This is a genomic window from Candidatus Saccharibacteria bacterium, assembly GCA_016789455.1.
In the GTDB taxonomy this organism is placed as follows: Bacteria; Patescibacteriota; Saccharimonadia; order Saccharimonadales; family Saccharimonadaceae; genus CAIJKY01.
This window is the reverse complement of record JAEUQU010000002.1, coordinates 918991-935950: the sequence shown is the minus strand read 5'-3', so window position 1 is coordinate 935950 and position 16960 is coordinate 918991. Positions and strand designations below refer to the sequence as shown.

The window sequence follows — 16960 nt, the reverse complement described above, 5'->3', positions numbered from 1 at the left end:
CATGATCGATGCAGTTGAGTACCGTGCCCCCTCGGGCCGGCCCGTACCATACGGTGCTGCCGCCCTGCAGGGCGCCAAGGTGGTCAGCGGCATCGTGATGCGATGCGGCACGTTCAAGGGAGTGGCGCTCCAGGGTGGCCGGTACCTGAGCGTAGAGGTGGGGCAGGCGGCCGGTACGCCCAGCATCGTCCCGGCCTTCACCGACATCAGCAATGACGATGTCATCACCTGCCACGACTTCTCGCACCACAGTGAACGGCTGGCCGGGCTGATGGACACGATGGAGATGTTCAGCGTCGAACGGCTGAGCCTCTACGACCGGATGAGCCTGCTGATCCTGTCGGAGCTGAAGCGGGTGGGCGAGGGCAATCCGCTGCGGGCCGGTAACATCTGGGCCGTGTTCGGGCATCTGGTGTTCCGGCACGTCCACGTCACCGCTTGCGACCGGCGGCTCTACGAACACCGCTCGGCGTTCGCCATGGCCTGGCGGGCGATCGTGGCCGCCTGCCGGGACTAGACACCTAGCCCCGGATAGGGTATAACCGAATGGTCGTATGTCTACGGATGGAAGTGAGGTGACGCGCCATGCGCAACCGCGACTGGTGATCACGCGGGGCGAATGCCCCCCCAACCGCCGGCCCCTGCAAGGAGGCCACATGCGCAACTGGAACTGGTGACACCCGGCCCCGGTGGCCGCTGTCGCACTGCCGCCGGGCGGCGGGTCTGCTCCCTGCCCCGCCGCACGGCACCCCGCCGCCCCGCACTGCAGGGCGGCGTTTTCAATTACTACAAAATATGCTATAACTGCCTCGTCATGCACTACACGACCCGTTAGGAATGTCACATGGCCATCAACCCCGATACGCTGTACGACCACGACCGGCTGGAGCACTTCGCACTGGCCACGGCCGCGGTGCAGATGAGCATCGGTGCGCTGCGCCGCAACTCGTTCGCCACCTACGTCTGGCACAACGACGAGGCGCACTGCGACCCCACCAGCTACCTGCCGGTGCAGCGCATCACCTTCGACCTGCTCGAGAACGGTCTGCTGGTCGGCGAGCACGACGCCGGCTGGTACCTCACCAATGCCGAGGGCAAGGCCAGGATCTGTGCAACGACCCAGCGGGACAGCCTGGAGGTGGCACACCTGGATCCGGCGCTGATAGTCGGCATCTCCGGCGCCTACCCGCACGGCGGCGGTGTCATCGACCGGCAGAGCGGCATCATCGTGGCCACCTCAGGGTTCGAGGAGGACGAGGACGTCCAGTTCTCGCGCCTCGTCCTGGACCGCATCAACCTGGAGCGCAACCGCACCGGCAGGCTGGTCCGGGACTTCGTGGTCCGGCGCAGCGACGACCCGCAGACGGCCGCCCAACGCCTGATGCGCGGCCCCGACCTCGAGGAGGTCCTGGCCGCACTCGAGGAGGAGCGGGCTGCCGCAGCCGCCTGAGCATCTCCCGTTCCACCCCCGTCGCCACCACTGGCGGCGGGGTTTTTAATTGAAACGTCCCAGTCTGCCGGCGGGGCAGACTGGGACGGGGGCGCTATTGGCGCGCTTCGGCGGGGGCGGGCATGGCACCGGCCGGCGCGTCCGCGCCATTGGTGCGTGCCGCCGTCGAGGCCGGTACGCCCCAGCGCTGAGTGATGTGGCCCTGACGGCCCACCGACAGGCCACTGCCGGACAGCGGCCGTACCTCGATGTCGTAGCTCGGCCGCTTGTCGCTCCGGCGCTCGAGCAGCTCCCGCAGCGCGCGGTGTACCGCCTCGGCGATCCTGGTGCGCCGCACATCCTCCGGCAGGGGGCCGCCCGCCAGGAGTTCCGGCTGGATATCCAGCCAGACGTCGGGCACGTTCTTGCTCAGGGGGTGGTAGTGATCGGCGAGAATGATGACCTCATTCTCGTCCATGGCGCTGCCATCCACCCCGTTGACGGCGTTGATGACGATGCCGGGCAGCTGGGCCAGGATGTCGCGCAGCAGTGCCTGCTCGCGGCTGCTGGCCCCGCAGCCGGGGGAGACCAGCCACTCGTACGAGGCCTTGACGGAAACGACGGGCATGTTCTTCTCGCTTACCGGAGTCGGGATCTGTGACGCCGGCCAGTCGGCCGGGTTGCATTACTTTTACCATATTGAAGCCTGGGCTGCAATCTTCTACCATAGGAAAGAAAGGTATGCGCCGCCCCTATGCCGGCGCCAGAATTATCCGTCATGACAGACCTACTCTATATGCAGGATTTCGATGTCGAACACTGCGAGGCTACCGTCGAGGCAGTCCGCGACACCGAGGACGGCCGGGTGGCCATCATGCTTGACCGCACCTGCTTTTACGCCCGCGGCGGCGGCCAGGACTGGGACCAAGGCACCATCAGCAGCGGCGAGGCCGTCTTCAGGGTCGAAGAAGTCCGCCTTGATGAGGCGGGCGTGGCGCACCACATCGGCAGCTTCGAAAGTGGCCGATTGGCGCCCAAAGACCACGTGGTCTGCCAAGTGGATTACGACCGGCGCCGCATCAACACCCGGCTGCACTCGGCCGGGCACGTCATCGACATGGCCATCGACCGCCTTGGCCTGGACTGGGTCGGCGGCAAAGGCCAGCATTACCCGCACCTCTCGGCGGTGGAATACACCGGCACCTGGCAGCCGGAGCAGGCCGAGCCGCTCCGTGCCGCCATCGAACGTAAGGCGAATGAGCTGATCGGGCAGGGTATAGAGAACACTATCCGCTTCATGCCGCCGGAGCAGATGCACACCGTTTGCCGGCACGTACCGGAGAATCTGCCAAAGAACAAGCCGGGCCGGGTGGTCATCTACGGCGACGACTTCGGTGTGCCCTGCGGTGGCACCCATGTGCGCAGCCTCGACCAGGTGGGTGCCATCCGCCTCACCAAGCTGAAAGAGAAGAAGGGCATTATCCGCGTCAGTTACGCCGTGGATGGCATCAACTAGTCAATTTGCAATTGCATCTTTAAGCTTGTATCATCTGCATAGCGCCCATCTGTTGGGCGCGGTTCCGCGTTTTCCGAGCGACCAGAGGCGAGCATATGAAACTCGAGTATCGAGATGTCGAGCCCATCAAGGTGCAGCGCCACCTGCTGCGGCGAAGCCAGCTGACCTTCCGCATCCACACTGTCATCATTCAGGGACAGTGGCACATCACGGCCACTGTCCTGCAGGACAGCGCCACGGCCATCAAGGCCGGGCGGATCGTCACCACCGTTGAACCTTGGTCCTCCGAGGACATCACCGACGCCACCGACACGGCGGCCGTCTGGGTTCAAGAATGGTGTGAAAAGAACAATTACGCCGTGGAGGGTGAGATCCAGCCCGAACGCCGGCAGGGCAGCCGCCCGGGTTCGCCGGCGGTACAGCCCACCGAGATCGCCGGCAACTTCACCCTGGAGGTGAAGCGGCCATCCGCCGGGGCCACGTGAACGCCCCATGGGGCCGCTCCGCGCGGCCGCCGCCCCTTACCGGGCGCCTTTCGTCCACAGCAATGCAAGACGAGAGGTGCCCGTAAGGGGCATCTTTCGTTTCCGGAGTGTCTTGGCGGCTGTATACTAGGGGTATGATGCGTCGTGCCGCTCCCACCAGTGATGTCCAGGCTTCCATACCACCCGGACGGCTCCGGTTACAGGCGCCCGTTGAGCTTGTCGATCAGCTATTGACTGCCGCTGAGCTCGCCCCGGAGGCCAGTCTGCTTGGATATGGCGCTGGCACCGAGCAGCTTGGCGCGCAACTGGCGGAGCATGGCCACACCGTCACCGCCGCCGACCCAGCCGATCTGCCATCCATCGCCTTCGACCTGGTCTTCGCCGCCACCGCGCTCCATGTCCAGGAGCCAGCCGAAGTCTACGACACACCATATGAATTACTGAAGGACGATGGCTATCTGGCCATGCTGCACAGCTACCACATCACCGACGGGGCAGGTGACAAGCCGCTCACAGCCAGCCTCCCCCTGTATGACCGTTATTTCCACCCGGGCCTGCACAAACGCCTGCCACTGCCGGAACTGGCCGCCATCCAGCCCGCCCAGGCCGATGTCCGGCGCTTCAAACCAATAGGCTTTTGGAAGGCGCCGCTGGTGGTACGCTATACTACCGAGCGTTATGCCCAGCTGTTTGAAAGTCTGCCCGCCGTCCAGTCATTGGTGCCGGAAAAGCGTGACGCGTTCATGGAAGAGCTGCGCCAGCTGGTGGATAAGCAGTTCCGCGGCCGCGTCAGCAAGCACTATGCCGTCGCCCTGACACTGGTGCAGAAGACGCGGCCAAAGGACGGCCCGGCTCTGGCTTGTGTCCGCCGGGCGCCGCATTTCTTTGATGAATAATGTGCCGGCCGCGCCCGTGGCAAGCTGTAAGCAAGGCATATTGACAAAATTACAATTTTGTGCTATGGTCAATGGCGTCCATTGCCCGTCCGGCCGGCTCCTGTAAGAGCAGGCCGAGCGGACAGGTTCGTTGATAAACAGGCTGAGGCCATATGCGGCGTACGGCCGCCGATGATTCAGCCCCGATACGTCTTCCGACAGAGAAGGTGACACCGTGAAGAAAACACCGGCGCGCCATCGCGCCACCCGCCGGCGACTGCCCCTGCGCCTCGACTCCCGCGTTATTCGCGTGGGAGCGGTCGCCTTGGTCGTCATGGCAGTGGTGTCAAGCATCACGCTCGCCATCCGCATGACACAGCCGCCCGCACCGCAGACCCTGAGCGCGGCTCAGGGTGGTTCCGGTGCCCGCTGGCTCATCAATGGCCGGCAGGTGCTGAACGACCCCTTCCAAACATTCACCAGAGATGGTGAATGGGGGTTGCCACAACTGCACAGTGAATGGCGCCAGCTAGAGGCGCCCGTCACCCTGGAGTACGCCGATTTTCCGGCCGACCTCCAGCAGCTCACCATCGAGCAGCGCGCCATCCGCTTCTTCCAGGAGCGGGCGGCCGACCACGGCAAGGTCAATCAGCTCACCGGTCTCTACCGGGCTCTGCCGCCGCCCGCCGATGCCCCGCTTGGCGGGACGGCATGGGGTGAGCGGCAGGCGGAGCTGAGCTCCTTCGCCGACCCGTTCGCCTACTTCGAGCGGCGCGATGGGCAGCTGTCCATCGTTCTGACGGGCAGCGGCGAGACCAACCAGCCGCGGTTTGATGCGGCCCGTGCCCTGGGCAAGCCGATCGGTACCGGCAATGACGCCTATGTTGCCGCCGGCGTCCTATACGCCCTGGCGGACAACGTCAGCAGCGTCCATCCGCCAAGCGGCGACCCGGAGGACTGGCTCGACAAGCGCGTCTGGTGGGCCAGGGGCTTCAAGGCCGGCTGTGCGCCGGACGAGCGCTCGGCGCAGTGTCTGCTGGTGGCCTCGCGTGATGAAGGCCTACTGGTACTGGTCAGCAATCTTGATTTCGTCGAGGTTGACGAGCCGGCACCTGGCCCTGTGCCGGACACGCTGGCCCGGAGGCGCCTGACAAGCACCGCCTACGTGCTGCGCTTCGGCACCGAACCAGGCCGGCTGCTGGCGGTGGACTACGCCGCCGGTGACTACGCCTCGGGTGGCATCGACCTGGGCACCCTGGAGGCCTACGGGCCATGAACCCCGTCCGTCCGCGCCGCCACTAGTGCAGCTAGCTGGTGGCGCGGACGGGTAGGACATGGATCAGCCTGTTTATCAGACCGTTTTCGTACATGCGTGTGTGCGCTGATGATTCCAAAAGGATGAAAAACGGGCAGGATGGGGCAGTGCCCACGGCAGATGTTTGCTATAATAGGCAGACAGCGACTATGTTACCCAAACAAGAATTCAAGAAGTTTGCCCGCGATCGGCTGGCCCTCGGCATGGCTATCGGCCTGGCTTTGACCTGCCTGATTGTTTCGGCGTTGCTGGTGCTTTGGCTGCAACCCAGCGATGTCCAGATTCCGATACGCTATAATGGCTTCGGCCTTGAGCTGGGCAGAACCCAGGGTTCGCTGGCCAGCGACCAGTGGTACGAGCGTATCTCGTTCGTCGTCTTTGCCGTCTTCATGTCGGCCGCCTGCCTCTGGTTGTCGGTCAAGATGCACGAGAGCTACAAGGTGTTGGCCAAATTCCTGCTGGGCAGCAGCCTGCTGCTGCTTATTATCCTGGCGCTGGTCGGCTTCTTCGTCAATCGGACCATTACGCTCTGAGCCGCACCCTAACAGATTTGGACTATCCATATGCATGATATTGAAATTCCCTTAGGCAAGCGGTCCAAGCTGTACCGCTTCTTTGAGATACTGCCTGGGCTGTTGAGCCTGTCACTACTACTGTTGCCGATTATCCTGGCCGTCTTCAATCCGCTGCTGGCGGCTATTTTCATCATCGTCTATACCATCAGCTGGATCATCCGGGCGCTGGTGCTGGCGGTGCGGACGCTCCAGGGCTATAGCATCATGCGCGTGGCCGAGGACATCGACTGGCAGGCCAGGCTGAACGACCTGTCCGACCCCGCGCGTGCGCTGGGGCAGGCCGCCGATGACGGTGGCAAGCCGCAGTACCGTGCCGCTCACCTCGCCAATCTGAAGCGTCTAAGCGGGCAACGGTATCCGCTGCCGTCGGAGATTATCCAGGTGGTCATCATCGCCACCTATAACGAGGCACGGGAGGTGTTGGAGCCGACGGTCCAGTCGGTGCTCAGCAACAGCTTCCCGGCCAAGCAGACTATCCTGGTCATCGGCTATGAGGCCCGTGGTCCCGAAGCGACCCGTGCTACCGCCCGTGAGCTGGCCGACCAATACCGCGAACATTTTTATGCAGCCTTCGCCTTCGAGCATCCCAGCGACCTGCCCAATGAGGTGGTGGGCAAGGGTGGTAACATCGTGTACGCCGGCCGGCAGCTGCAGGCCTGGATGGAGAAGCGGGGTGTCAATAAGGAACATGTCATTATCACGACGCTCGATTCCGACAACCGGCCGCACCCGTCCTACCTCAGTTACCTGGCCTATGAGTTCATCGTCAACGAGCGCCGCCACGAGTGCGCCTACCAGCCGATAGCGCTGTTTTTGAATAATATCTGGGATGTGCCGGCGCCGATGCGTGTCCTGGCTACTGGCAACTCCTTCTGGAACATGGTCAACTCGCTGCGGCCGCACATGCTGCGCAACTTTGCTGCGCACGCCCAAAGCCTGGTCAGCCTGGAGAAGACCGATTTTTGGAGCACCCGTACCGTCGTCGAGGACGGCCATCAGTTCTGGCGCAGCTATTTTGCCTTCAAGGGACAGTATGAGGTGATTCCGATTTATGTGCCTATCTATCAGGATGCCGTGTTATCCAGCACCTATGTCAAGACGCTCAAGGCCCAGTTCATCCAGCTGCGCCGCTGGGCATACGGCGCCTCTGATGTGCCGTACGTGGCCACGCGGGTCTTTAGCCGCCACCGCGAGGTGCCGCTGCTGGATGGCTTCTTTAAATTCCTGCGCCTGCTGGACGGCCATGTCAGCTGGGCCACCTCATCTATCATCCTGGCCTTCGGAGCCTGGGCGCCGCTGGTCTTTGCCAATGAATCCAACCGCAGTATCGTGGCGCATGAGCTGCCAGACCTGGTCAGTTATCTGCAGTGGCTGGGCTATATCGGCCTGGTGCTGAGTATCTTCCTCTCGATGAAGATGCTGCCGCCGCGGCCGGCCCGCTATAAGCGCCGCCGCAACCTCTGGATGATCCTGCAGTGGGCCCTGATGCCCGTGACGTCCATTCTGTACGGCTCGAGTGCGGCCATCTACTCGCAGACGCGGCTGCTGCTGGGTAAATACCTCGATAAGTTCGACGTTACCGACAAGTCGGTCGTCAGTCAGTCCGGCTCCGGCCGCGTACAGCACACCGCCAGCCATGAATAAATAAAAATGTGTTCAGTGACGGCTTTTGCCCGGCTGCTACAGCCGGGCTTTGTAGTTTGCGGCCAGTAGTTCGTCGTATGCCGCCAGCGTCGCCATGACGATGGCCACATACTCGTCAGCCGGCAACGTGAACTGCCGGGCCGCGGCGACCCGCATGGCCCGTGCCGCCGCGGTCTGCGCCAGCCACACCAGGTCGTCCTGACGCTTCACGTGGCCGCCAGCCGTGAACAGCTCGCGGAGCAGGCCGGCATGGCTGAATGGCCGGCGGTCACGCTTGCGCCGGCCGCGGATGATGACAAATCCGCCGGAATATTCTGGTAATTCATGCGTAGTGAACGTCAGGCCGCATGTCGTACAATGACGTCGCCGCCACACCCTGGTCTCACGGGGGTGTTTGCGGGAATTGGTGGTCTCCAGTTTCGTATTGTCACAGGCGAGGCAGCGCATATTCGATTATCCTTATGTCTACATAGTGTCATAACGCTATTGTTTTTGCTAGTGGATAAACGGCACCTCTGGTGGAAAAGCTTGCAGCGGGCAGCTGCGTGGTATAGTGGTGGCAGTATGAGCAGGGTGGAACTTTTCAGGCACAAGAAGACGGCGAACGGCACCGGCTTGCGGCGTGGGTTTACTATCGTTGAGCTGCTGATCATAGTGGTAATCATCGGCATCCTGGCTGCCATCGCGCTTACCGTCTTTTCACGGGCACAGAAGCAGGCACGGGATTCGCACACCATCTCGACGGTCAAGGCGTACCAGAAGGCGCTGATAGCCTACGCGACAGATAACCGGGCCTACCCGACCACATGGGCCGCCTGTCTTGGCGAGGGCAATGCCGACGGGTGCTGGGCCGGTAGCAACGACGCCACGTTCAATACCCGGATACGGCCGTATATGAGCAACGCCAACCCATTGCCGCTGCCGAGCATCGTCGACTTTACCGGCTGGGGCGGCACGCGTGAAGGCGCGACTTTTTACCCGGACAACATGTTTACACTCGATGGCAGTACGTACCCTTGGGGACTGACCTGCTACCTGGAAGCGGCCACCAAGTGCCCGGTCGGGCCGATTATGGCTCCGGCCGAACCACCGTACTGGCCGAATTTCTCGAGCACGCCGGCCCAGAGCAACTACACGGAGATACGGGGGAGTGAGATTATGTGCCGGCTGAAGTTGCCGGATCCTTCGACGTTGTAGGGAATAGGGATTGTTGTAAAAAAATATCATTAAATAACAGTAGTAGCTGAGTGGATCCGGCAGGATAATTCTCTCGCTGCGCTCATGCTAACCCTGCCGACACTGGTCGGCAAGGCAGCGCCCGAACTTCTTACGGTTCGGATCCTGCCGGAGACGCCAATGAATATAAAAACCACCCGGGAGGGTGGCTTTTTCATATTCATCTGGTGGATCCGGCAGGATTCGAACCTGCCACCTCCGCAACGTCAATGCGGCGCTCTAGCCAAATGAGCTACGGATCCAAATTGTGAAATACGCGTGCTTTCGCACTGGTCTACAGCATAGTAGCAAAGACAGGGGCGGGAGGCAAGCATAAGCAGTGTGCTACAATAGGCACATTATGAAGCGCTCTTCTTCACCTCTCGCCAGTGCAGCCAGCAAAGGTTTCAGCATTACCGAGCTGATTCTGGTCATCGTCGTGCTGGCCATCATCGGTGTCATCGCCAGCAGCACATATAACTCCTCGGCCCAGCGCTCGCGCATCCAAAAGGCCAATGCCGACATGACGCAGCTCAAGCGTGTCATGCTCAACTACAAGGATCGCAAGGGTGAGCTACCGCCCGTCGGCGATGCCTGGAACGGCGACACCAATCCGCCCTCGGCTCCTGAATGGGAGCGGACGATCGACGCCCTCAAGACCGAAGGCCTGGTAAATAATGAAGCGCCGACGCGTGATCCCTGGGGCACTCCCTATGGCTACGACGACAACGACTGTCTCAGCGGTGCCTCGGATTATGTCTCGTCAGACATCTATTCGTCCGGTCCCGACCGCTTGGCATACACCAGCGACGACATCTGGATGAACATCTCGCGCGGCTGCCGCACCTAAGCAGTGGGTATGTGTTAATCACTCAAGGCTGTATTCTCCAGGCCGGTGTGCTACACTAGAGGCAAGCAACGAAGCGGCCTCACCACCCGCTGAGCTTCGCGGGAGTGACGACGACGGGCGAACCGAAGGTCGTAAGAGTAATAGTCGAGGTGGAACCTCCTGAAACTGCACATAACGCAGCGCCAGGACCGAGACGCACGGAAGCACCATATGCCATTGGCAGTCAGGAGCAACCGGGCGGCTTTTTTATTGCTAACAGCGGTAGAGTTTACATATTTTTCACAACATTAAACGCACGAAAGAGGAGACTGCCCATGTCCCACCAACACGATGACCTACACCCCATGCGCCACAGCCTGGCCCACATCATGGCAACGGCCACCATGCGGCTCTGGCCGGAGGCCCGTCTTGGCATCGGCCCAGTGGTAGAGAATGGTTTTTATTACGACATTGATATCCCGAATGTAAAGATTTCCGAAGACGATTTCAAAAAGATCGAGAACGTCATGCGCAACATCATCAAGGACGACCAACCGTTCGAGCGCTCCGAAATGAGCGTCGACGAGGCAATCGTCTGGGCCAAGAAAGGCAAGCAGCCGTACAAGGAAGAACTGCTGAACGACCTCAAGCGTTCCGGCACTACCGTTGCCAAAGATCTGGATGCCAGCGAGATGGGCACTATCGCCGAAGGCGACGCCGCCATCGAAACCGTCTCGTTTTATACCAATGGCAGCTTTACTGACCTCTGTCGCGGCCCGCACGTCGCCAGCACCGGCAAGGTCGGCGCCTTCAAGCTGATGCGCGTCGCCGGCGCCTACTGGCGCGGCAGCGAGAAGAACCCGCAGATGCAGCGGCTGTACGGTGTGGCCTTCGCTACCCAGGAAGAGTTGGATGCTTACTTGGAACAGCTCGAAGAAGCCAAGAAGCGTGACCACCGCCGCCTTGGCAAAGAACTTGACCTCTATACGACGTCGCCACTGGTCGGCGTCGGCCTGCCGCTCTTCACGCCGCGTGGCACAGTCCTGCGAGAGAAAGTGGCGCAGTACTCCAATCAGCTGCGCGAGCGCAATGGCTTCACCAAGGTCTGGACGCCCCACATTACTAAGAAGAACCTGTATGAGACCAGCGGCCACTGGGCAAAGTTCGGTGGCGAACTTTTCTTGGTGAAGAGCCAGGAAACCAGCGATGAAATGGCGCTGAAGCCGATGAACTGCCCGCATCATACCCAGATTTTCGCCAGCCGTCCCCGTAGCTACCGCGACATGCCAGTGCGTTTCCTGGAGACCACCACTGATTACCGTGACGAAAAAACCGGTGAGCTAGGCGGCCTGAACCGCGTCCGCTCGCTGACACAGGACGACAGCCATGTCTTCTGCCGACAGGACCAGATCGGACAGGAAATCAACGGCCTGCTGGCGGCCGCCAACGAGCTCTATGTTTCGTTTGACATGAAGTTGCGCGTCCGCCTTAGCTACCGTGACGACAGCGATGGGTATCTTGGTGACGCCGACCTCTGGCAGTCCGCCCAGGAACAGCTTAAGTCCGCAGTTATCGCTAATAAGCTCGACTACTTCGAACAAGAAGGCGAAGCTGCGTTCTACGGTCCCAAGATCGACTTCATGGCGACCGATGCCATCGGCCGCGAGCATCAGGTGGCCACGGTCCAGCTTGATTTCGTGCAGCCTGAGCGCTTCGGCCTAGAGTACATCGATGCCGAAAACAGCATCCAGCGGCCAGTCATGCTCCACTCCACCTTGCTGGGCTCGATTGAGCGCTTCCTGAGCGTCTATATCGAACACACCGCAGGCTGGTTCCCGCTATGGGTAGCACCGGAACAGATTCGCATCGTCACCATCAACGACAGCATTCTGGATTACGTCGATCGGATCAAAGCCGTCCTCGACAACACTGTCCTGATGCAGCCGGTCAAGTTCAATGAACTCCGCTACACCGTCGACGCCCGCAACGAATCCCTCGGCAAGAAGATCCGCGAAGCCACCGGCCTGAAGATTCCGGTCCAGATCATCGTCGGCCCCAAGGACGCCGAAGCCGGCGAAGTCAGTCTGCGCCTGCGTGACCGTGAAGAGAAGGTGAAACTGAGTGAACTCAAGGCCTACATCGAGGCGCTCTAAACGCTCACTGATACGCAAGCAGGAAAGCGCATAATGTCAGCATCATCACATCAGGAACACACCCCTGGCGGTTTCCGCGAGCGCGTATACGAACTCGTCGCCCAGATACCAAAGGGCAGGCTCATGACGTACGGCGATATCGCCGGCATGGCCGGCAGTGCCTATGCCTCGCGCCAGGTCGGCCAGATAGCCCACTACGGCCCGCCTGAGTTGCCGTGGCAACGGGTCGTCAACCGCCACGGCGGCCTGGCGTCGGCGTATACCTGGGGCGGCCTGGATGGTCACAAGGCGGCACTTGAGGCGGACGGCGTCGCCATCGATGAGATGTACCGCGTCGTCAACTTTGCAGAGCTGCGTTGGCACCCCGATCCCACGACAGGGAAGCCGCAGTGAGCGCTACGGATCTCATCGCCATCGTCGGCCCCACCGCCTCCGGCAAGACCGGCCTGGCGCTCGGGCTCGCCGCCCGCCGGCCGGTAACTGTCATCTGCGCCGATTCCCGTACTATCTACCGGGGGCTCGACATCGGCACCGCCAAGCCCACGCCTGCCGAACGCCAGGCCACGCCGCACTACGGCCTCGACCTGGTGACGCCGGCAGACACCTATAGCGCCGCCCAGTTCCAGCAGGCCGCCCGTGGCTGGATTGCCGAGGCCCGGGCCGCAGGCCGTCTGCCGGTCATCGTCGGCGGCACCGGCCTCTACGTGGAGGCCCTGTTGTATGAGTACAAATTCGGTGCGCCCGTCGACCCGGAGCGTCGCGCCCGGCTCGAAGCCATGGATCTGCCCGCGCTGCATGCCCTCTGTGCCGAGCAGGGAATACCACTGCCAGAGAACAAGTTGAACAAACGCTACGTCATCCGCGCCATCGAACTGGCCCTTGACCACGGCGTTCAGCGCGCTCAAAGTCCCAGGCGCCAACGCCAGCTGCCACCCGGCACCCGCCTGATCGGCCTCGACCCCGGCCGCGAAATCCTGCGCCAACGCATCACCGACCGTGCCGACCAGATGTTCGCCGGCGGTGTCATCAAAGAAGCCCTGAAAGCCGCCAGTGCCTACGGCTGGGACGCCCCCGGCCTGAGCGGCAATATCTATCCAATCATACGGAAATTAAACGACGGTGAAATCAGCCGGCAGCGGGCCATAGAATTGTTCATCACGGCCGACTGGCAGCTCGCAAAACGCCAACTGACCTGGTGGCGCCGGGACAAAAACGTGCAGTGGTTCGGTTCGGCCGCCGAGGCGCTGCCGGCCATGTGCTACAATGAACAAGTAAACGAAAAAGACGACGAAAACCGGTAAACACCTATGATTGACACACTATTCGGTTCAAAGACGCGGGTCAAACTGCTGCATCTCTTCCTGAACAACCCCAGCAGGTCGTTTTACGTACGGGAAATTACCCGCAAGATTGATGAACAAATAAATTCCGTCCGCCGTGAGCTGGCCAATCTGCAGAACATCGGCATCATCAAAAGCGACAGCTCAAACAACAACCGGCTGTACTACGAAGTGAACCAGGAATATGTCCACTTCAAACCGCTCAAGGCCATTTTTCAGGACCAGTCGGTGGCCCGCGAAGTGCCCACCGGCATGGTCGCCAGCGACTGGAAGAAGCGCCTCAAGCCACTCGGCGACGTCCGGCTGGCCATCTTCAGCGGCAAGCTGGTCAAGGGGTCCAACTCCGCCGCCGACGTCCTGCTGGTCGGCGACATCAACAAGACCCAGGCCAAGCGTTTCATGAAGGAACTCGAAGAGGACGAGCGGCTGACCCTGAACTATGCCGTCATGTCCTACGATGATTTCTACTACCGCTACAGCATCAAGGACCGTTTCGTCGTCGAGGTGCTCGACCGCTCCAACATCATCCATGACGAGGACGGCGTCCTGACCAGCCAGCAGAAGTAACCCCACCCCGAGGAAAGAGGAGACCACAATGACCGACATCACCTACAAAGGCGCCAACTGCGTCACCATCCAGACCAAGACCACGGCTATCATCACCGACCCCGTCATCGACGGCGCCAAGCCTCCCAAGGAGCTTGCAAAAGCCCGCGCCGTCCTGATCAGTCAGCCGCGCTACGCCGTCGACATCAACGAAGCCGAGCAGATTGCCTTCACCGTCCCCGGCGAGTACGAGGTAGGGGACTTCTCAGTCTCCAGCCGCCAGTCCGAAAGTCAGCTTGACCCCGCAGTCAAGGCGACCGTCTTTCGTATCGAGACGCCTGATGTCCGTCTGGCCACCCTCGGCCATGTCAACCCCGACAAGGTGGACGACGCCCTGATCGAAGATCTCGGTGTCATCGACGTCCTCATCCTGCCCATCGGCGGGGCCGGCTACACCATCGATGCCCATGGTGCAGCCAAACTGGCCCGCCGTATCGCGCCGAAGGTGGTCATTCCCGTCCATTTCAAAGAGGACGGCGTCAATTACGAGGTGCCACAGGGCACGATCGAAGACTTCGCCCGCGAGCTGGGCGTCCAGATCCAGGAAGAAGCATCCCTGAAAATCAAGCAGGCCGGCCAGTTGCCCGAGAGCCTGAGCCTTATCCGCTTGACGGTTTAGCCTAATTCGGCTAAAATAACCCCTTAGTTACCGGTATCCGCCTGGCTACTCATGCCTGGATAACCGTCATGCGAGACAGCATAGTGATAAAGAATAGCGATTAGTAGAAGCAAGGAACCCATCATGGCAACAAAATGTGAACTGACCGGCAAGGGCAAGATGTACGGCAAGAACGTCCCGTTCTCGCTGCACCGCACCAACCGCACCTTCAAGCCGAACCTGCAGAAGAAGACCTTCGAAAGCAACGGCCAGAAGATCACCCTGACCCTGAGCACCCAGGCAATCCGCACCCTCAAGAAGAAGGGCCTGCTGAAGCCAGTCGGCGCCAAGGCCGTCGCTGCCAAGTAGCCGCCGGCGAACGCAGCAAGAAAACGCACTCCATCACGGGTGCGTTTTTTGATTCCAGCGCCGTACGTTTGCTATAGTAAGGGCACCAACCAAGCGGGAGTCACTAGAGTCATCGTATGAAAACACACGCCAAGCCGCGTCCCGGCATCAGCCCCGTCATCCTCACCGTCATCCTGTTGAGCGCCGCCGTCCTGGCCTACGCCGCCTTCACGGTCGCACCCCGGGGCCCGACTACCAAGCGCGAAGCCGAAGACGCTGCCGGCAAGAACTCGACCGTCGAAGTCGTCAACGACGAGGAAGCCTCCGGCGAAAAAGCCCTGAAGTTCTGAGGCGCCCGGCCTGCACCCCGTCTTGCCGTCCCGATTGCTCTTATGGTTAAATAGTGGGTAAGTGAAAAAGAAAGAAATCCATCCTATGCACCAGCCCGCCGCCGCCAAGGCACGGTCAAACAGCAATGTTATAATTTCGGCCGCGGCTGGCATTAGCATCGCCGTGGTCGGTTTCGCCATCTTTGCCGCCCTCGCGGCCGGCCCGGCGGCTTTTATCGAGGCCGAAGACGCCGACGGCAGTCCAACCACCGGGGCCAGTGTCATCAGCGACCCTGCCGCTTCGCAAAGCCAGGCCGTCCTCTTTGGCCAGGTAGCGACCGACCCGGGTGGCGACCCCGGCGACGATCCGGGCACTGACCCCGACCCAGGCAGTGATAAGGACGGCACCCAGGCCGCCAAACTCCTCAACTGGGGACCAGTCATCAACGGTGACGAATTTGATTATGAAGGTGCCCCCGGTCCCAAATGGAGCCCATACGACGGCCCCGGCCACGCCGGTAATGGCATCCGCAGCCCGGGTGCATTCTCAGTAGCAAACGGCATCATGACCATCTTCGGCGATCAGGGCGGCACCACCGGCGGCGCAGCCTTCAACGACGCCAGCTCCATTACATATCGCGACGAAGCCCGCGTCCGCATGTACGCCACCGGCGGCGGCAGCGGCTCGCAGTACCACCCGGTACTGATCCGCTGGCCGGACAGTGACGAGTGGCCCGAAGGTGGCGAGGATGATTACATGGAGACTGACATCGGCGACCCCGGCGTCTCAACCTTCATCCACCATCCCAACCAGAGCAGCGGCAGTGCCCAGTCGCACGCCGAGGTCGAAGTGGATATCACCCAGTGGCACAACTACGCCATCGAGCGCAGCGACACCCACATCACCGGCTACCTCGACGGCAAGCAGTGGTTCCAGTTTACCGTCGAAGAAACCAACGGCCAGGTGCCCGGCCCGATGCACCCGACCTTCCAGATGGATAACTTTGGTGGCGATTCGCACTTTGAAGCCAAGTTTGAGATTGAGTGGTATCGGATTTACGCTGCGCCTTGATAGGGTAGGCAACAGATCATGCTTATAAAAGCTCCGACCTCGCGTCGGAGCTTTTTGAATGCTCGGCAGACCCGTCTTACCAAGCATTATGGCCACGCCTAAGCCCCCGTGCACGCTTATGTTTATAAGACGACCATATTGACATGGTCCCGCCTTTAACAGCCCCACGGCCTTCCTGCGTTGCCACAGGGGCAAAATACGCGGCAATATGACCCATCAACCAATCTGTTTTTCCCACCAACAATGCTATAATGAATCCCAGTTACCGGACAACCGGACATTTCGGGGTGTAGCGCAGTTGGTAGCGCGTACGGCTGGGGGCCGTGAGGTCGCAGGTTCAAGTCCTGTCACCCCGACCAAGCAGAATCCAAAAAGAACTCCCACGCAGGGAGTTCTTTTATTTAGCTCTTTCGCCTTCTTGAGAGTAATTTGTGCATCGGATGCCGGTCAACAAGGACTGCGGCGACCTTTCGGACTGAAGGGTCCGGATGGAACATTGCACACACTGAAAACAGCAGATAACTTCCCAATAAGGACAAGATGATACAGGCCAGCGCCGCCGCTCCAAGCAGGGGGTAGGGGTCGGGAACGTTTGCCAGTGCCCGCTGTAGTGACTGGATCCCGGCAATGC

20 protein-coding genes and 2 tRNA genes are annotated in these 16960 nt (G+C 61.0%); 19 read left to right on the top strand and 3 right to left on the bottom strand.

Annotated features, from left to right (window positions below):
• The first annotated feature begins 1 nt into the window (after position 1).
• Both JNJ66_06010 and JNJ66_06005 read left to right on the top strand, forming a co-directional pair.
• A complete protein-coding gene (locus JNJ66_06010) occupies positions 2-517 on the top strand; it encodes a hypothetical protein (protein ID MBL8159983.1) in 516 nt (171 codons plus the stop codon).
• Between the two features lie 327 nt (positions 518-844).
• A complete protein-coding gene (locus JNJ66_06005) occupies positions 845-1450 on the top strand; it encodes a hypothetical protein (protein MBL8159982.1) in 606 nt (201 codons plus the stop codon).
• 94 nt (positions 1451-1544) lie between these two features.
• On the opposite strand, the gene JNJ66_06000 is transcribed toward JNJ66_06005, so the two are convergent.
• Entirely contained in the window at positions 1545-2057 is a 513-nt protein-coding gene (locus tag JNJ66_06000) for a hypothetical protein (GenBank protein MBL8159981.1), read from the bottom strand.
• Between the two features lie 150 nt (positions 2058-2207).
• On the opposite strand from JNJ66_06000, the gene JNJ66_05995 reads away from it, so the two are divergent.
• From JNJ66_05995 to JNJ66_05970, 6 genes are all read left to right on the top strand, one after another.
• Positions 2208-2945, top strand: a complete 738-nt coding sequence (locus tag JNJ66_05995) for a hypothetical protein (GenBank protein MBL8159980.1) — start codon at positions 2208-2210, stop codon at positions 2943-2945.
• A 95-nt stretch (positions 2946-3040) separates the two neighbouring features.
• Positions 3041-3430 (top strand): hypothetical protein, encoded by a 390-nt coding sequence (locus tag JNJ66_05990; protein ID MBL8159979.1) that lies wholly within the window; start codon positions 3041-3043, stop codon positions 3428-3430.
• Positions 3431-3564: 134 nt separating this feature from the next.
• Positions 3565-4326: a hypothetical protein gene (locus JNJ66_05985; protein ID MBL8159978.1), complete on the top strand. Its 762-nt coding sequence runs from the start codon at positions 3565-3567 to the stop codon at positions 4324-4326.
• Positions 4327-4540: 214 nt separating this feature from the next.
• Positions 4541-5581: a hypothetical protein gene (locus tag JNJ66_05980; GenBank protein MBL8159977.1), complete on the top strand. Its 1041-nt coding sequence runs from the start codon at positions 4541-4543 to the stop codon at positions 5579-5581.
• Positions 5582-5769: 188 nt separating this feature from the next.
• Positions 5770-6153, top strand: a complete 384-nt coding sequence (locus JNJ66_05975) for a hypothetical protein (GenBank protein MBL8159976.1) — start codon at positions 5770-5772, stop codon at positions 6151-6153.
• A 30-nt stretch (positions 6154-6183) separates the two neighbouring features.
• Positions 6184-7839 carry a glycosyltransferase family 2 protein gene (locus JNJ66_05970; protein ID MBL8159975.1) on the top strand — a complete coding sequence of 552 codons (1656 nt, stop codon included), beginning with the start codon at positions 6184-6186 and terminating at the stop codon, positions 7837-7839.
• Between the two features lie 36 nt (positions 7840-7875).
• On the opposite strand, the gene JNJ66_05965 is transcribed toward JNJ66_05970, so the two are convergent.
• Positions 7876-8286, bottom strand: coding sequence for a hypothetical protein (locus JNJ66_05965; protein MBL8159974.1), 411 nt, complete (start codon positions 8284-8286; stop codon positions 7876-7878).
• Positions 8287-8403: 117 nt separating this feature from the next.
• On the opposite strand from JNJ66_05965, the gene JNJ66_05960 reads away from it, so the two are divergent.
• Complete coding sequence (locus JNJ66_05960; protein MBL8159973.1) at positions 8404-9036, top strand: prepilin-type N-terminal cleavage/methylation domain-containing protein; 633 nt, start codon at positions 8404-8406, stop codon at positions 9034-9036.
• Between the two features lie 204 nt (positions 9037-9240).
• On the opposite strand, the gene JNJ66_05955 is transcribed toward JNJ66_05960, so the two are convergent.
• A tRNA-Val gene (locus JNJ66_05955) sits at positions 9241-9317 on the bottom strand.
• Positions 9318-9415: 98 nt separating this feature from the next.
• Between JNJ66_05955 and JNJ66_05950 the strand changes: the two genes are divergently transcribed.
• From JNJ66_05950 to JNJ66_05905, 10 genes are all read left to right on the top strand, one after another.
• On the top strand, positions 9416-9904 hold the full coding sequence (locus JNJ66_05950) for a type II secretion system protein GspG (protein MBL8159972.1): 489 nt from the start codon (positions 9416-9418) through the stop codon (positions 9902-9904).
• Positions 9905-10218: 314 nt separating this feature from the next.
• Positions 10219-12036, top strand: a complete 1818-nt coding sequence (gene thrS, locus JNJ66_05945; protein ID MBL8159971.1) for a threonine--tRNA ligase — start codon at positions 10219-10221, stop codon at positions 12034-12036.
• Between the two features lie 33 nt (positions 12037-12069).
• Positions 12070-12429 carry an MGMT family protein gene (locus JNJ66_05940; GenBank protein ID MBL8159970.1) on the top strand — a complete coding sequence of 120 codons (360 nt, stop codon included), beginning with the start codon at positions 12070-12072 and terminating at the stop codon, positions 12427-12429.
• Positions 12426-13337, top strand: coding sequence for a tRNA (adenosine(37)-N6)-dimethylallyltransferase MiaA (gene miaA, locus JNJ66_05935; GenBank protein MBL8159969.1), 912 nt, complete (start codon positions 12426-12428; stop codon positions 13335-13337). Before JNJ66_05940 ends, miaA begins: the two co-directional genes overlap by 4 nt.
• Positions 13338-13343: 6 nt before the next feature.
• Complete coding sequence (locus JNJ66_05930) at positions 13344-13943, top strand: transcriptional regulator (protein ID MBL8159968.1); 600 nt, start codon at positions 13344-13346, stop codon at positions 13941-13943.
• Between the two features lie 28 nt (positions 13944-13971).
• Complete coding sequence (locus JNJ66_05925; GenBank protein ID MBL8159967.1) at positions 13972-14601, top strand: MBL fold metallo-hydrolase; 630 nt, start codon at positions 13972-13974, stop codon at positions 14599-14601.
• A 123-nt stretch (positions 14602-14724) separates the two neighbouring features.
• Entirely contained in the window at positions 14725-14949 is a 225-nt protein-coding gene (rpmB, locus tag JNJ66_05920; GenBank protein MBL8159966.1) for a 50S ribosomal protein L28, read from the top strand.
• 116 nt (positions 14950-15065) lie between these two features.
• Positions 15066-15278 (top strand): hypothetical protein, encoded by a 213-nt coding sequence (locus JNJ66_05915; GenBank protein MBL8159965.1) that lies wholly within the window; start codon positions 15066-15068, stop codon positions 15276-15278.
• 61 nt (positions 15279-15339) lie between these two features.
• Positions 15340-16329, top strand: a complete 990-nt coding sequence (locus JNJ66_05910) for a glycoside hydrolase family 16 protein (GenBank protein ID MBL8159964.1) — start codon at positions 15340-15342, stop codon at positions 16327-16329.
• A gap of 283 nt (positions 16330-16612) precedes the next feature.
• Positions 16613-16688 (top strand) — tRNA-Pro (locus JNJ66_05905).
• Positions 16689-16960 lie beyond the last annotated feature (272 nt).

Excerpts from the sequence above, each read along its gene's own strand:
- JNJ66_05965 (MBL8159974.1), bottom strand. The coding sequence starts at position 8,286 with ATGCGCTGCCTCGCCTGTGACAATACGAAACTGGAGACCACCAATTCC.
- JNJ66_06005 (MBL8159982.1), top strand. The coding sequence starts at position 845 with ATGGCCATCAACCCCGATACGCTGTACGACCACGACCGGCTGGAGCAC.
- JNJ66_05930 (MBL8159968.1), top strand. The coding sequence starts at position 13,344 with ATGATTGACACACTATTCGGTTCAAAGACGCGGGTCAAACTGCTGCAT.
- JNJ66_05970 (MBL8159975.1), top strand. The coding sequence starts at position 6,184 with ATGCATGATATTGAAATTCCCTTAGGCAAGCGGTCCAAGCTGTACCGC.
- JNJ66_05990 (MBL8159979.1), top strand. The coding sequence starts at position 3,041 with ATGAAACTCGAGTATCGAGATGTCGAGCCCATCAAGGTGCAGCGCCAC.
- thrS (MBL8159971.1), top strand. The coding sequence starts at position 10,219 with ATGTCCCACCAACACGATGACCTACACCCCATGCGCCACAGCCTGGCC.
- JNJ66_05950 (MBL8159972.1), top strand. The coding sequence starts at position 9,416 with ATGAAGCGCTCTTCTTCACCTCTCGCCAGTGCAGCCAGCAAAGGTTTC.
- JNJ66_05985 (MBL8159978.1), top strand. The coding sequence starts at position 3,565 with ATGATGCGTCGTGCCGCTCCCACCAGTGATGTCCAGGCTTCCATACCA.
- JNJ66_06000 (MBL8159981.1), bottom strand. The coding sequence starts at position 2,057 with ATGCCCGTCGTTTCCGTCAAGGCCTCGTACGAGTGGCTGGTCTCCCCC.
- JNJ66_05995 (MBL8159980.1), top strand. The coding sequence starts at position 2,208 with ATGACAGACCTACTCTATATGCAGGATTTCGATGTCGAACACTGCGAG.
- JNJ66_06010 (MBL8159983.1), top strand. The coding sequence starts at position 2 with ATGATCGATGCAGTTGAGTACCGTGCCCCCTCGGGCCGGCCCGTACCA.
- JNJ66_05960 (MBL8159973.1), top strand. The coding sequence starts at position 8,404 with ATGAGCAGGGTGGAACTTTTCAGGCACAAGAAGACGGCGAACGGCACC.
- JNJ66_05925 (MBL8159967.1), top strand. The coding sequence starts at position 13,972 with ATGACCGACATCACCTACAAAGGCGCCAACTGCGTCACCATCCAGACC.
- JNJ66_05915 (MBL8159965.1), top strand. The coding sequence starts at position 15,066 with ATGAAAACACACGCCAAGCCGCGTCCCGGCATCAGCCCCGTCATCCTC.
- JNJ66_05940 (MBL8159970.1), top strand. The coding sequence starts at position 12,070 with ATGTCAGCATCATCACATCAGGAACACACCCCTGGCGGTTTCCGCGAG.
- rpmB (MBL8159966.1), top strand. The coding sequence starts at position 14,725 with ATGGCAACAAAATGTGAACTGACCGGCAAGGGCAAGATGTACGGCAAG.
- JNJ66_05975 (MBL8159976.1), top strand. The coding sequence starts at position 5,770 with ATGTTACCCAAACAAGAATTCAAGAAGTTTGCCCGCGATCGGCTGGCC.